The 13,539-nt window shown below is 64.8% G+C and carries 17 protein-coding genes; 6 read left to right on the top strand and 11 right to left on the bottom strand.

Annotated elements, in window-relative coordinates; genetic code table 11:
* Positions 1 to 72 precede the first annotated feature (72 nt).
* The 5 genes from ACTEK7_RS12920 to ACTEK7_RS12900 all read right to left on the bottom strand — a co-directional run bounded on the left by ACTEK7_RS12920 (position 73) and on the right by ACTEK7_RS12900 (position 3,458).
* Positions 73 to 753, bottom strand: a complete 681-nt coding sequence (locus ACTEK7_RS12920) for an HAD family hydrolase (RefSeq protein ID WP_225148323.1) — start codon at positions 751 to 753, stop codon at positions 73 to 75.
* 53 nt (positions 754 to 806) lie between these two features.
* Positions 807 to 1,262 (bottom strand): Fur family transcriptional regulator, encoded by a 456-nt coding sequence (locus tag ACTEK7_RS12915; RefSeq protein WP_225148322.1) that lies wholly within the window; start codon positions 1,260 to 1,262, stop codon positions 807 to 809.
* Between the two features lie 39 nt (positions 1,263 to 1,301).
* Positions 1,302 to 1,787, bottom strand: coding sequence for a ribosomal protein S18-alanine N-acetyltransferase (gene rimI / locus ACTEK7_RS12910; protein WP_036008947.1), 486 nt, complete (start codon positions 1,785 to 1,787; stop codon positions 1,302 to 1,304).
* Positions 1,784 to 2,479 (bottom strand): tRNA (adenosine(37)-N6)-threonylcarbamoyltransferase complex dimerization subunit type 1 TsaB, encoded by a 696-nt coding sequence (gene tsaB, locus ACTEK7_RS12905; protein WP_225148321.1) that lies wholly within the window; start codon positions 2,477 to 2,479, stop codon positions 1,784 to 1,786. Before tsaB ends, rimI begins: the two co-directional genes overlap by 4 nt.
* Before the next feature lie 337 nt (positions 2,480 to 2,816).
* Complete coding sequence (locus tag ACTEK7_RS12900) at positions 2,817 to 3,458, bottom strand: carbonic anhydrase (protein WP_036008941.1); 642 nt, start codon at positions 3,456 to 3,458, stop codon at positions 2,817 to 2,819.
* Positions 3,459 to 3,559: 101 nt separating this feature from the next.
* Between ACTEK7_RS12900 and ACTEK7_RS12895 the strand changes: the two genes are divergently transcribed.
* A complete protein-coding gene (locus ACTEK7_RS12895) occupies positions 3,560 to 4,441 on the top strand; it encodes an HpcH/HpaI aldolase/citrate lyase family protein (RefSeq protein WP_036008938.1) in 882 nt (293 codons plus the stop codon).
* Between the two features lie 179 nt (positions 4,442 to 4,620).
* Complete coding sequence (locus ACTEK7_RS12890) at positions 4,621 to 6,102, top strand: tetratricopeptide repeat protein (protein WP_225148320.1); 1,482 nt, start codon at positions 4,621 to 4,623, stop codon at positions 6,100 to 6,102.
* A 96-nt stretch (positions 6,103 to 6,198) separates the two neighbouring features.
* Here ACTEK7_RS12890 and ACTEK7_RS12885 read toward each other — a convergent pair whose 3' ends face one another.
* Positions 6,199 to 6,954 (bottom strand): SDR family NAD(P)-dependent oxidoreductase, encoded by a 756-nt coding sequence (locus ACTEK7_RS12885; RefSeq protein WP_057026585.1) that lies wholly within the window; start codon positions 6,952 to 6,954, stop codon positions 6,199 to 6,201.
* A 194-nt stretch (positions 6,955 to 7,148) separates the two neighbouring features.
* On the opposite strand from ACTEK7_RS12885, the gene ACTEK7_RS12880 reads away from it, so the two are divergent.
* Positions 7,149 to 8,042 carry an AraC family transcriptional regulator gene (locus ACTEK7_RS12880; protein WP_225148319.1) on the top strand — a complete coding sequence of 298 codons (894 nt, stop codon included), beginning with the start codon at positions 7,149 to 7,151 and terminating at the stop codon, positions 8,040 to 8,042.
* An 11-nt stretch (positions 8,043 to 8,053) separates the two neighbouring features.
* Positions 8,054 to 8,827: an N-acyl homoserine lactonase family protein gene (locus tag ACTEK7_RS12875; RefSeq protein WP_225135283.1), complete on the top strand. Its 774-nt coding sequence runs from the start codon at positions 8,054 to 8,056 to the stop codon at positions 8,825 to 8,827.
* Positions 8,828 to 8,836: 9 nt separating this feature from the next.
* On the opposite strand, the gene ACTEK7_RS12870 is transcribed toward ACTEK7_RS12875, so the two are convergent.
* The 4 genes from ACTEK7_RS12870 to ACTEK7_RS12855 all read right to left on the bottom strand — a co-directional run bounded on the left by ACTEK7_RS12870 (position 8,837) and on the right by ACTEK7_RS12855 (position 11,640).
* Positions 8,837 to 9,256, bottom strand: coding sequence for a hypothetical protein (locus tag ACTEK7_RS12870; protein WP_225148318.1), 420 nt, complete (start codon positions 9,254 to 9,256; stop codon positions 8,837 to 8,839).
* A gap of 344 nt (positions 9,257 to 9,600) precedes the next feature.
* Complete coding sequence (locus ACTEK7_RS12865; protein WP_036040796.1) at positions 9,601 to 10,386, bottom strand: glycosyltransferase family 32 protein; 786 nt, start codon at positions 10,384 to 10,386, stop codon at positions 9,601 to 9,603.
* A gap of 79 nt (positions 10,387 to 10,465) precedes the next feature.
* The gene (gene leuD / locus ACTEK7_RS12860) at positions 10,466 to 11,071 is read right to left on the bottom strand and encodes a 3-isopropylmalate dehydratase small subunit (protein WP_027573022.1); all 606 of its coding nucleotides are present in this window, start codon (positions 11,069 to 11,071) and stop codon (positions 10,466 to 10,468) included.
* A gap of 170 nt (positions 11,072 to 11,241) precedes the next feature.
* Positions 11,242 to 11,640, bottom strand: coding sequence for a metallopeptidase family protein (locus ACTEK7_RS12855; protein ID WP_225148317.1), 399 nt, complete (start codon positions 11,638 to 11,640; stop codon positions 11,242 to 11,244).
* A 157-nt stretch (positions 11,641 to 11,797) separates the two neighbouring features.
* On the opposite strand from ACTEK7_RS12855, the gene ACTEK7_RS12850 reads away from it, so the two are divergent.
* Both ACTEK7_RS12850 and ACTEK7_RS12845 read left to right on the top strand, forming a co-directional pair.
* Positions 11,798 to 12,073 (top strand): hypothetical protein, encoded by a 276-nt coding sequence (locus tag ACTEK7_RS12850; protein ID WP_225128092.1) that lies wholly within the window; start codon positions 11,798 to 11,800, stop codon positions 12,071 to 12,073.
* A gap of 474 nt (positions 12,074 to 12,547) precedes the next feature.
* Positions 12,548 to 13,096 carry a hypothetical protein gene (locus ACTEK7_RS12845; protein ID WP_225148316.1) on the top strand — a complete coding sequence of 183 codons (549 nt, stop codon included), beginning with the start codon at positions 12,548 to 12,550 and terminating at the stop codon, positions 13,094 to 13,096.
* 161 nt (positions 13,097 to 13,257) lie between these two features.
* On the opposite strand, the gene ACTEK7_RS12840 is transcribed toward ACTEK7_RS12845, so the two are convergent.
* Positions 13,258 to 13,467: a hypothetical protein gene (locus tag ACTEK7_RS12840; RefSeq protein ID WP_225148315.1), complete on the bottom strand. Its 210-nt coding sequence runs from the start codon at positions 13,465 to 13,467 to the stop codon at positions 13,258 to 13,260.
* Positions 13,468 to 13,539 lie beyond the last annotated feature (72 nt).

Here is a 13,539-nt window from a genome sequence, read left to right as displayed (position 1 = left end):
ATCCAGAGTTTTGCTGCGAGATTCCGGGTTCACGCGCCCACGCGTGCCCCGGAATAACGGTCTGGGCGAAAATCAGCCCGCCAGAGCGTCCGCCTCAACCCGCCGGACCAGTTCCGGCAATTGCCGCATATCGTCGAATGTCAGGTTGGCGCCTGCGGCGCGCAACCGTTCGGCGTGGCCCGGCGGGCAGTGGCCGCCGCCATGAAAGCCGAGCACGGTCATCCCGGCGGCGTGCGCGCCTGTGACCCCGGGGACGCTGTCCTCGATCACGAGACACCGCTCGGGTGGGACCTTCATCTGCGCCGCGGCGAAGAGGAACAAATCGGGCGCGGGCTTGCCGCGCGCGACTTGGCTGGCGGAAAAGATGTTCGGGGCGAGCAGGTCGTAGAGCCCGGCGCAGGTCAAGCCGTGGTGGATCTTGTCCGGCGTGCCGCTCGACGCAACGCATTTGGGCAGGTCGATCGCGGCGATTGCTGCCGCGACATGGATGATCGGCTGCAGATCGCTGGCGTAGGATTGCAGCGTGGCCGCATTGATCTGCTGCTCCAGATCGTCGGGAAGACTGCGGCCGATCTCCTGTTCGACCATCCGCCGCGCGTCTTTCTCGGACACGCCGAGAAATCGGACCAGCACCTGCTCCGACGTGATCGGATAGCCGTGCTTCGTCAGCACGTCTGCATGCGCGCGACAGGAGATCACCTCGCTGTCCACTAGCACGCCGTCGCAATCGAAGATGATGAGATCGATGGGCATTAAGGCATGACCCGGAAAAGTGTGAAGCGGTTTTCCGACCAGGTCATGCCCAATCAAGACGTCGGCTTGTCGTCGTCGAGCGGGACGCAATAGAGCTCGAGCCGGTGATCGACCAGGCGATAGCCGAGCTTGCGGGCGATCTCGGCCTGCAGCTTCTCGATCTCCTCGGAGGTGAACTCGATCACCTTGCCGTCGCGCAGATTGATGAGGTGGTCGTGATGGCTGTCGCGCATCTGCTCGTAACGCGCGCGGCCCTCGCGGAAATCGTGGCGTTCGATGATGCCGGCGTCCTCGAACAGCTTCACGGTGCGATAGACCGTCGAGATCGAGATCTTGTCGTCGACCGCAACGCAGCGCCGGTAGAGTTCCTCGACATCGGGATGATCAATCGCTTCGGCCAGCACGCGGGCGATGACGCGGCGCTGCTCGGTCATGCGCATGCCCGTTGCGGCGCAGCGCGCCTCGATCTCGGATGTCTTGGACACAGAAGAATGTTTCAGTGTGGTCATAGCGTTGTCTGCCTGGGCGGGCGCTTTCTGCCACCGATGTTACGACAAGTCACGCCGCATCAGAAGGGCGTTCAATTGTTCCCCGTTGGGCTGCTTATAGTAGCGATCGCGGCGTCCGACCACCACGAATCCGGCTCGATCGTAAAGCCGCCGCGCCGGCTGGTTGTTCTCCTCCACTTCCAGAAATATGGTGCGTACGCCGCGCCCGGCGAGGTGGCCGAGATGGGTCATCAGCAGCGTGCGGGAGAGGCCGCGGCCGCGATAAGCCCCGTCCACCGCGATCGAGAGAATCTCCGCTTCGTCCGCGCCGATCCGCGACACCGCAAAGCCGATCGTCTTGCGGCCGAGCCGCAAGCGATGCACCAGCGTGTTGCGCTCGCTCATCATGCTCTCGAACTCGCCTTCGCCCCAGCCGTGCGCGAAGGAGGCGCCGTGCAGCTGCGCGAGGCGCGCGGCATCGCGCATGGTCGCGGGCTCGACGGCGGCGGTGCCGCCGCGCCACCACTCCGACAGCCATCCCATCATGAGGTCGCGGCTTGTGCTGCGAGCGGCGTCGATGCCGCCGGCTTGGCGTCGGGCGCTTTCAGATAGAACGGCCGCGCTGGTGTGGTGTCGGGATTGGCCGCCGCGCCGAGCCAGGCGACCCAACTGATGTCGGGCGCGGGCTGCGCGTCGACCGCGACGGGTTGCGGTCCGTCCTTCGGCCAGCGACCTGCGAGGATCCCGGCGGCATTGCCGACCAGATGCGGCGCGCCGAATTGCGAGGCCGCGATCGCCGCGTCGATGGAGGCGACAGCCGGCCGCACCAGCTGGCTGCCGTCGCCGGCGACGATCTGGAAATAGACGTGATCGTGCCGCGCATCGATCGCAGAGATCACCGGCACCGTTCCGCTCTTGGCGACGACCCCAGCGGCATAGGCCGACAGCGTCGTCAGCCCGACCGCCGGCCGTTTCGCCGCAAGCGCAAGGCCCCGCGCCGCCGAGATGCCGACGCGCAGGCCGGTGAAGCTGCCGGGCCCAACGGTGACGGCGATGCGATCGAGCGAGGTGAAGGCGAGGCCGGCCGATTGCATCACGCGCGCGATCATCGGCATCAGGGCCTCGGCATGGCCGCGCTTCATCAGCTGCGATTCCCGTGCGAGGAGCTCGCCGGCGTCGGTGTCGAGAACGGCGGCCGCGCATGCTTCGAGCGCAGTATCGATGGCAAGGATCAGCATGATGGAGCAAATGGCGAGTGGCGAATGGAGAACACTCTAGCGAACCAGGCGCCTGTCCGCCATTCGTCAGGCAGGATTTGCACTTCCGATATGCCCTATTGCGCAAGGAGGGCTATCGCATTTGAGAGTTTTTCCCTGCGGCCATCCTTCGAGACGCCCGCTGGGGCGGGCTCCTCAGGATGAGGGCGGAGTGCGCGGCAACAGTTTCAAGGAGCACTGACGCTGACTAGCCTCATCCTGAGGAGGCGCGTAAGCGCCGTCTCGAAGGACGAGGCGTGCGCACGCCCGCTGCCACAAATCATATGCGATAGCCCCGCATTTCGCAGGGTGGGCAGGATTATCCCTCGCGTGCGTTCCTGAATTCCTTAGTCGCCTTGTCCAGCACGAACAGCGACCCCTCCGCCACGCCGAAATAGGCGCCGTGGGTCTGCATCCGGCCGCTCTCCACGGCCTTGCGGACGAACGGGAAGGTCATCAGGTTTTCCAGGCTGCGGAACACGGCGGCCTTCTCGATGCGCTCGACGAATTGCGCCATGGTCTCGTGCTCGCGCTGCTCGACCACCTCGCCCGGCTTGATGAACATCTGCATCCAGCGGCCGATGAAGTCGCCGGGCGTGAGCGGCTCGATCTTGTCGATGAAGGCGCGGATGCCGCCGCATTGGGCGTGGCCGAGCACCACGATGTGCTTCACCTTCAGCACCGTCACCGCAAACTCGAGCGCTGCCGAGACGCCGTGCGCGCCTTCGTCAGGCTGATAGGTCGGCACCAGATTGGCGATGTTGCGGACGACGAAGAGCTCGCCTGGTCCCGCGTCGAAGATCACCTCGGGGGAGACCCGGGAGTCGCAGCAGCCGATCACCATGGTCTCAGGCGACTGCCCTTTGACAGAGAGCTCACGGTACCGGTTCTGCTCGGTCGGCAGCCGCTGGGTGGCGAAGGCCTTGTAGCCTTCCAGCAAATGCGTCGGGAATGTCGTCATGGCCCATGCCTAATCACATACCGCCAAGGCCGACAAGCCTTTCGAATGGGCAGGCCAAATGCTATCGGCTGGGGGACGACAGACCAGGAAGGAACGCCAGCATGACCCGCCCGCGCCGCAGCCATCTGTTCATGCCCGGCTCCAACCCGCGCGCGCTGGAAAAGGCGCGCAATCTCGCCGCCGACGGCCTGATCCTCGATCTCGAGGATTCCGTCGCCCCGGAGGCCAAGGCGGCGGCGCGCGACGGCATTGCGGCGGCGATCGCCGCCAAGGGTTTTGGCAGGCGCGAGGTCCTGATCCGGACCAACGGCCTCGACACGCCCTGGTGGCCGGATGACGCCGCCATGGCCGCCAAGGCCTCGCCGGACGGCATCCTGGTTCCAAAAGTTTCAAGCGTCGAGGATCTCGACGCCATCGGCCGCAAGCTGGCCGAGCTCGGCGCCGCGCCGACCGTCAAGGTCTGGGCCATGATCGAGACCGCGCGCGCCGTGCTGCATGCCGAGGAACTGGCCGCCGCCGGCCGCGATCCCTCGCGCCGCCTCTCGGGCTTCGTGTTCGGCCCCAACGACATCTCGCGCGAGACGCGGATCAGGATGCTGCCGGGCCGTGCCGCGATGATCCCGATGATCACCCATTGCATCCTGGCGAGCCGCGCGCACGGCCTCGAGATCCTCGACGGCCCCTACAGCGACATCGCAAATTCCGACGGTTTCGCCACCGAATGCGCGCAAGGCCGCGACCTCGGCTTCGACGGCAAGACGCTGATCCACCCCTCCCAGATCGACGCTTGCAACGCCATCTTCACCCCGCCGGAGGAGGAAGTCGCCCGCGCGCGAAAGATCATCGCGGCGTTCGAACTGCCGGAGAACGCCTCGCGCGGCGCGATCCGCCTGGATGGTGCGATGGTGGAACGCCTGCACGCCGACATGGCCCGGCGCACGATCGCGATTGCGGACGCGATCGCTGCGATGGGGAAGGGTTGAAAGTGCGCTCCCGGATGATCGCCTGGCCGATTTCCCTTCCGTGTCGATATTTCGCAGACGACGGTGCTCCCGCGCCAGCATTTCTGTAATTTAGATCACACAACGCGGCGGGGGGCTCCATTAGATTTGCGTCGTTTGAATATATTGCTTCCGTCCCGATATGGCGCGTGGGCTTTCGTATGCTTCGCAAATTATTCTACTGCTTTGCACTTCTTGTTCTCGCCGGGCCCGCAGCCGCGATCGACCGCGTCAAAGGCGACGCCAATCCCGCCATTGCAGCCGCTTCCGAGGCGATACGACGCGATCCAAGGGACGCGAATGTGTACTACAACCGCGGCAATGCTTATGCCGCCCATGGCGATACCGACCGTGCCATAGCCGACTACACGGCGGCGATACGGCTCGATCCGGCACATGCGAACGCGTACTACAATCGAGGCAACGGTTACAGCAACAAGGGCGACACGGAGCGCGCCATCGCGGACTACACGGCCACGATCCGGATCGATCCGGCCTATGCGAACGCCTATTACAACCGGGGCAATGCCTACAGCAACAAGGGCAACACCGATCGGGCCATTGCCGACTACACCGAGGCCGTGCGCCTGCAGCCCACCAATGCGAACGCTTATTTCAATCGCGGCAACGCCTACGGCAACAAAGGCGACGCGGACCGCGCCATCGCTGATTACACCGAAGCAATACGCGTGGATCCCGCTTACGCGAACGCCTATGTCAATCGCGGTTTGGCCTACGAGAAGCGCGGCGATTTCGCCAAGGCGAGGGCGGACTTCAATGCCACGCTCGCACTGGCCCAGAGCGCCACACGCTGGGCACAGGACAAGGCGCGCGAGCGGCTTGCTGCCTTGCCTGCGCCGCGACCGGCAACGGTCTTGGTCGAGAAACCAAGCGTCGCTCCGGCTGCCGTGGCGCCGGGGGCTGCGAACGGCGATCGCCGCATCGCCCTCGTCATCGGCAACTCTGCCTATGAAAACGTCGCCGCCCTGCCGAACCCCGTCCGCGATGCGAGCCTCGTCGCCGATGTGCTGAGACTCACCGGATTCGAGGCCGTGACTCTGCTGACCAACCTCCGCAAGGATGCTCTGGTCAATGCCTTGCGCGAGTTCGCGGCCCGTGCGGAGACGGCGGATTGGGCCGTCGTATACTATGCTGGGCACGGCATGGAGGTCGGCGGGGTCAATTATCTCATTCCGACAGACGCGAAGATCGCGGCGGACCGTGAGATCGGATTTGAAGCCGTGCCGGTCGATCAAGTGCTCAATGCGGCGGAGCGCTCGAAAAAGTTGCGCCTCGTCATCCTCGATGCCTGCCGCGACAACCCGTTCGCGGCCCAGATGAAGCGCACGATGACGGTCGCGTCGCGTTCGGTGTCGCGAGGCCTGGCCCCGGTGGAACCGGAGGCAGGCACGCTGGTGGTCTACGCCGCCAAGGACGGCGAGACCGCGCTCGACGGGGACGGGATCAACAGTCCGTTCGCGACCGCCTTCGTCAAGAATCTCCCGACGCCGGGCCTCGAAGTCCGCAGGCTGTTCGACTTCGTCCGCGACGACGTCATGGAGGCCACCGGCCGCAGGCAGAAGCCGTTCAGCTACGGCTCGATCTCCGGCCGGCAGGATTTCTACTTCGTGGCGGCCAAGTGAGGTCGTCCGTGCCGTCAGCGAGATCGCGCGGCGGGGAAGAGTCGAGGGGGCGCACACGCCGTCGCCTCACGACGGAGCGCGCCAATGCCACCTCGCTCAGATCGTCTGGCCGCCGGACACCTCGATGCGCTGGGCCGTAACCCAGCGATTCTCCGGACCGAGCAGGCTCGCGACCATCGGCCCGATGTCGTCGGGCACACCGACGCGGCCAAGCGCGGTCATTTGCGCGAACTGCTTGTTCAAATCCGGCATGTCGCGGACGGCGCCGCCGAGGAAGTCGGTCTCGATCGCGCCCGGCGCTACGACGTTGGCGGTGATGCCGCGTTCGCCGAATTCTTTTGCCATGTAGACGGTCAGAACCTCGATGGCGCCCTTGGCGGCGGCATAGGCCGAGAAGCCGGGGAAAGACACGCGCGTCAGCCCGCTCGAGAAGTTGACGATCCGGCCATTGTCGCCAAGCAGCGGCAGCAAGGCCTGCGTCAGAAAGAACGGCCCTTTGACATGGGTGTCGAAGAGCGCGTCGAACTGCTGCTCCGTCGTCTCGGCCAAGGTGGCCATTTCGCCCTGGCCGGCATTGTTGACGAGATGATCGAACTTGTCGGCGTGCCAGTGCTCCGCCAGCGCCGACGCGACTTTTGCGGCGAACGCCGGAAAGGTCGATACGGAGGTGACGTCGAGCTGGAGCGCGACCGCTTTTCGGCCGAGCGCCTCGATCTCGGTGACGACCTCGCGGGCGGCGGCGGCGCCGCTGCGATAGGTCACGATGACGTCGCCGCCGTGACGCGCGATGGCGATTGCGGTATTGCGGCCAAGGCCCCGGCTGGCGCCGGTGACGAGCGAAATGGTGGGCATTTGAGGCTTCCTCGTGAAGTTTCGGTGGGGCCTTTCTGCCTGTGATCGAGCATCCGGTGTTGCCGGATGCTCCGATCGTCTTGCCCAATCCTCCAGGAATGCGGCCGGCGGCAGCCTTGCCTGAAACTCCCGTCTTCTTGCCCGATCGCCTCTCGGCAATTGCCCGCATGCATGGCGCGGCCTAGATTGGGCCCGTGACCGAAACGCTGCTCCAGATCGCCAGCAATTACGCCGCAGCTCACGCCGACGGCAAAGGCCTTGCGTCCACGCCTTTCGCCGGCATCTCGATCATTCGTGAGACCGCGCCGAGCGCGCTCCAATTTGCGATCTCCAAGCCGCTGGTCGCTTTGGTGCTGCAAGGTGCCAAGCGTGTTGCGGTCGGCGCCACGTCGTTCGACCTGGGTGCGGGCGATTCGCTGGTGATCTCGAGCGACGTGCCGACGGTCAGCCAGATCACGCGCGCCACAGCCGCGGTGCCCTATTTGTCGCTCGTCGTCGAGCTCGATCCCATCGTCATCGAGGGGCTGGTCGTCGAGATGGGGGCCGCGCCTTATGTTCCGTCGCAGCCGCTTCGGGTCGAGCCAGCGGAGCGGGATGTGAGCGATGCGGCGCTGCGGTTGTTGCGCCTGATCGATCGGCCCTCATCCGCCTCGATCCTCCAGAGCCAAGTGCTGCGGGAGCTGCATTATTGGCTGTTGGCCGGTCGGCACGGCGGTGCCATCAGGGCGCTCGGTATGGCCGATAGCCATGCGCAGCGGATCGGCCGTGCGGTTGCGATCATTCGCGCCGACTATGCGAAGCCCTTGCGTGTCGACCGGCTCGCCAAGGCCGCGGGGATGAGCCAGTCGGCCTTTCACCTGCATTTTCGCAGCATCACGTCGCTGACCCCGCTTCAGTTCCAGAAGCAGCTTCGTCTGATCGAGGCGCGCCGCACCATGCTGGCCGATGGCGCGAGCATCGCGACCGCCTCTCATCGGGTCGGCTACGAAAGCGTCACGCAGTTCACGCGGGAATATTGCCGATTGTTCGGCATGCCGCCTGGGCGTGACGTGCGCGAGGCGAAGCGGCGCGTCGAATCGGCGGCTTGAAGAGTTCTCAAATGGCGACCATTGACAGGATCTACATCCTCGACGGAGGCATTGCTGAGGTCGAAGACGGTTCGATCTATTCTCCCGGCATCAATGTCGGCATTCCCATGACGTTGAGCTGCAATGCCTATCTCATCCGTCACCGCGGTGAGTGGCTGATCTGGGATACGGGAATAGCGGATGAGCTGGCGAAGTATCCGGAAGGGCGCATCATCGCCCACGGCATACGCGGCATCGTGCGTCGTCCCATCGCGGACCAATTGGATGAAATCGGGGTGCGGCCCCGCGATATCGGCACGATCCTCCTCTCTCACGCGCATTTCGATCATATCGGAAATGTCGACCTGTTCGAAAACGCAAGATGGATCGCTCAACGGGCCGAGTTCGAAGCCATGTTCGGACCTGACCCCGACGAGTTCGGCTACTCACTGCCGCACTACGAGGCGTTGCAGGAGCGGCCTTTCGAGATTGTCGATGGCGACCACGACCTATTTGGCGACGGCGCGGTGCGCATGATCTTCACGCCCGGCCATACTCCCGGGCATTGCTCGCTGCTGGTGAAGCTGCCGCGGCGCGGCGCCGTGCTGCTGAGCGGTGACGTCGCGCACAACCGGGAGAACCTCCGGCACATGCGCGTGCCGTCGTTCAATGCCGACCCGCAGGCGACGGTTGCGTCGATGGCCAAGGCGGTCGAGCTGCTACGCGTCGAGAACGCCGAAATCTGGATCAATCACGATACGGCGCAAAGCCAAGGAATGGCTTACGCGCCGAAATGGATCGAGTAGCGCAATGCCTCACCGCGGCACGAGGTCGGCACGCTCGAGCGTCTCCAGGGTCGAGGCGTTGGCGCAATAGCCGTGGTAATTCTCCGCGGCGGTGCCCTCAGTGAGATCGCGGTCGCACTGTCCCTTGTGATTGCAGAGCGAGCAGACCCGCTCGAGGTCGCGGAGCAGCAGCGGCTGCGCGCGGCCGAGCGCCTCACTGCTGATGCCGAGCTGTTCGAGCATCTTCGGCAGCTCGTCGGCGGCGTGCCGGCCATGACGGACCAGCTCCTCCAGATCGTCCGGCGCGATCCTGAGATCATTGGCGATCCGGTCGAAATCGGCGCGGTCGAGCTGCCGCATTTCGTTGATCTCGCGGCGGTGCTTCACCCAGTTCGCGAAGGACTCGATGAGATCCTGGACGAGGGGGTAGGGCCTGGTTGCGGTGCTCATGGAAAGCTCCATTCGGACGGTCGGAATTGGAGCGAGATAAGCACAATGATGCAGACGCGCGTTGCGCTGGATCAAACAGGGAATGCGGTAAGGACATGGCTCTCGTGTCCCGGACGCGCTGCAGCGTGTCTGGGATGGGCACGATGTGATCGTAAGGAGAGCGTAAGTCCTTCCACATCGTCATGGCCGGGCTTGACCCGGCCATCCACGCCTTGCTGGGCAGTGCAAAGAACGTGGATGCCCGGGCCTTCGCCTCGCCGAAGCGGCTTCGGCCGCGCAGGCGGGACGAGCCCGGGCATGACGACCTCTTACGCTGCTGTGTGATCGTTCAGGGTAAAGGAGAGCTACCTGAACCGCTCCGCCGCCCAGGCATACAGGCTGCCGGGAATCGGCTTCTCGCCGCCGCGTCCCTTCGGCGAGATGTGCAGGCCGATGATGGCGGGGTCGGTGACCAGGCCAAGATAGCTCGAGGGATCGAAGAACAGCTTTGGCTCGGCATGCACGGCGTAGAACGATTGCTTCGGCAATGCGTTTTGCAGCTCGCCGGCACGGCGCGCGAGCGCGGTGAGCGCCGCGGGCCCGTAGATCGCGACGCGAATATCGGCGAGCCGGTTCGAGCCGCCGCGCAGGCGGCGCATCATGAAGGTGATGCGATGGCGCACGGACAGCCAGTTCGGCGTCAGCTCCTCCTGCTCCATCAGCTCTTCGAAGGCGGCAACGATGCCGTGCGCGGGCGGCAGATAGAGCACGGAATTGCCGAGCTGGCGCGGCCGCTCCCAGGCGAAGTAGGGTTTTGCCGGATCGATCTCGACCGGCCTCAACAGCAGCACGTCGGCATCTAACCAGAGGCCGAGGCCCTTCGCCATCAGCTTCATGCGGAAGAAGTCGCTGAATTGCAGAATGGTCCAGTCGCGCCAGCTGCCGTCCGGCTGCGGCGGCCGCAGGCGTTCGGAGAACGCATGCGGCAGGATCGCCTCGGCCTCGGCATTCGCGACGCCGGCCGGCAATCCGGGAATAGTGTCGAAGCTGTAGACGGTGACCTTGTGCCCGGCAGCCAGTTGCGAGCGCAGACAGGTCTGGCGCAGCGCATCCATCGGGCCATGCCAGAAGGTGACGATCTCGGGCAGCATGCGGGAAGTCATAAGGGATAATCAGAACAAAGAAAAAGCCCCGGCGCTTGCGGCACCGGGGCTCAACAAAAACTTGCGATCAGGCCCAGGCGCGTTCGCGCTTGAGCTTGTCCTCGTAGGAGTCGATCGAGGCCTTCTTCTCCATGGTGAGGCCGATGTCGTCGAGGCCGTTGATCAGGCAGTGCTTGCGGAACGGGTCGATCTCGAACTTGACCTTGCCGCCGTCGGGGCCGCGGATCTCCTGGTTCGGCAGGTCGATCGTCAGCGTCGCATTGGCGCCGCGCTCGGCGTCGTCGAACAGCTTGTCGAGGTCTTCCTGCGACACGCGGATCGGCAGAATGCCGTTCTTGAAGCAATTGTTGTAGAAGATGTCGCCGAACGAGGTCGAGATCACGCAGCGGATGCCGAAGTCGAGCAGCGCCCAGGGCGCGTGCTCGCGGCTCGAGCCGCAGCCGAAATTGTCGCCGGCGACCAGCACCTTCGCGTTGCGATAGGCGGGCTGGTTGAGCACGAAGTCCGGATTCTCGCTGCCGTCGTCCTTGTAGCGCTGCTCGGAGAAGAGCCCCTTGCCAAGGCCGGTGCGCTTGATGGTCTTGAGGTACTGCTTCGGAATGATCATGTCGGTGTCGACATTGATGATCTTCAGCGGCGCCGCGACGCCTTCCAGCGTGGTGAACTTGTCCATGGTTGCGCTTTCCCGCACGTGGTTCAGGGAACCGGCTATTTATCGCGATCGGGCCGGAAATCCTAGGCCGAATTCGGCAGGGCTAGTCTGCCGTAGGGGGTTTGAAGCCGAACTGGCGCGGCATCGGGATTTCACCTCTCCCCGGTGGGGAGAGGTGGACCGAGAGCGTCCTACTTCGCCTTAGCCTCAATCGCGGCCATATCGTCGTCCGACAGACCAAAATGGTGGCCGATCTCGTGGATCAGGACATGGCGGACGATGTGGCCGAGGCTTTCGTCGTGCTCGGCCCAATAATCCAGGATCGGGCGGCGGTAGAGCCAGACCATGTTGGGCAGCCGTGCCACGTCGCCAAAGCTCTGCTGGGGCAGGCCTACGCCCTGGAACAGGCCGAGCAGGTCGAACTCGCTCTCGCATTCCATCTCGTCCAGGACCTCCTCGGTCGGGAAGTCCTCGACACGGACGATCACGCCCTCGCAAAGCTTGCGAAATTCCGCCGGCAGGCGCTCGAACACGTCGTGAGCCATCGCTTCCATTTCGGCCAGCGAAGGGGCTTTCAATTCCGTCCACATGAGCACCTCTTAGCGCGGGTTTCCCGCTGATGCATCTGGCTTTATAAGCGCGGCGAGGTTGACGGGCGCCGCCAAAACGGGGAGCGTGGGGCGATCGATGGGACGGTTCAGGGTGGGCGGAAAAATGCGAGCGAAAACAGCGCTGACTCTACTGTGCATGGGGTTGTTTTCGCAGCTTTGCGTCGGCGCCGAGGCGCAGGCCGCCAGTTCCGAAATCCGGATGGCCCAACTGGTCTCGCCGGACGATGTCCCCCCGCCGCGCAAGCGGCCGCGCCTGCGCATCACGCCCTATTACAGCCCGGACGGCGTCTATCCCCGCTACAATCCCGGCCCCGACGCGGTCCGGGTCTGCAACGCCACCTATGTGCAGGAGTACCGGCCGAGCGGCACGGTGATCGTGCCGCGCGTGAGCTGCTACTGGCGTCGGGGCTGACTTCGCGGCGACCTCGTGAGGGTGTGATGGCGAGATGGATCGCATGGGCCTTTGCCGTCGCGCTGGCCACTGGGCTGCCTCGCGCATCCGCCGCGCCAAGGGCGACGGTCCCGGAGGCATCGGCGGGAATCGCGGTTTTCGATGTGCGACGACACGCGCGAACCTATGACATCGCACGGCCTGCCATACGCCGCGATCCGCGCTACTACGCGCGGCCTGTCTACTATCGTCCCTATCCCTACGGCGTGCCGGCACCGTTTGTGTTCACCTACGGCCCCTTCTGGTAAGGCGCCGCTTTGGCGGCCGGCTTTGCGATCACGCGAGGCATGGGGTCGCATCGCGGCGCCGCGCCTTGTTCATTCATGGCGCGTTCACATCGCTGTCCGCAACTTGATCCCGGGAGCGACCGCAATTGAACGGCAATGGCGCGGCGGAGACGTCGCAGCTCTGCCGTCCGGATTCAGGGAGGATTCCATGCTGAGGATGTTGGGCCGCCGGGTCGGCTCGGTGCGCTTGCTCGGGCTTGCGGCCGCCGCGACGCTGATGCTGTCGGCCGGCAGCGTGCGCCGCGCTGAAGCGCTCACCTTGATCAATCCGGCGACGTCGCCGATGACGAAGGCCGCGACCGACGATCTCGTCACGCAGGTTCGCCGTGGCGGGCACGGCGGGCACGGCGGACATGGCGGCGGGCATTTTCACGGCGGCGGTTTTCGCGGCGGCGGCGGGCATATCGGCCGCGGTTTCCACGGCGGTGGCTTCCGCGCCGCGCCGGCCTTTCACCACAGACATGTCGGCATCCATCGCCATGGCGGCTTTCGCCACGGCGGATATGGCGGGGTCCACCGGCACTGGGGCCATCACCGCCCCCATTTCCGGCATCGTCACTTCTACCGGCCCTATTATGTCGGCGGCTACTATCCTTCCTACTCTTATCCGCGCCGCTGCCGGATCATCTGGACCTATTACGGCCCGCGCCGCGTCTGCCACTGGCCGCGGTGGCACTATCCGTACCGCTATTGGTGACGTGAGTGAATTGCTGGCTCTGCATTCGTCATGGCCGGGCATAGCCGTCCGAAGGACGGCGTCGCTTCCGCTCGCCTATGTCCCGGCCATCCACGTTCTTGGGACTTGCGCTGAGAGTTCGTGGATGCCCGGGACGAGCCCGGGCATGACGGAGATACTGGTTAGAGCCAATCCTTCAGCTTCCACGACGAAGCTTTCCACCGCATCAGGTTCTCCAGCTTCCATTGCTTGAACATCGCCGGTGGCCAGCGGCTGAGCTTGGAGATCTCCTCGACCTCGGGCTTGGCGACGATGCGCAAGGGCGCCGCGCGCCGCCGGTGCTGGCGCGTGGCCTCGCTGATGAGATCGACATATTCCGGCTTGTTGGCCATGACGTGTCCTCGCGAAACCGTCGCGAGGACATCGTCGGCGCCGTCGATTAACGACGCTTTGCCGCGATTGCT

The sequence above is a fragment of the Bradyrhizobium sp. JHI2711 genome (assembly GCF_056156565.1).
The sequence above is the reverse complement of the archived record's forward strand: the minus strand, read 5'-3'. Positions and strand labels throughout refer to the sequence as shown.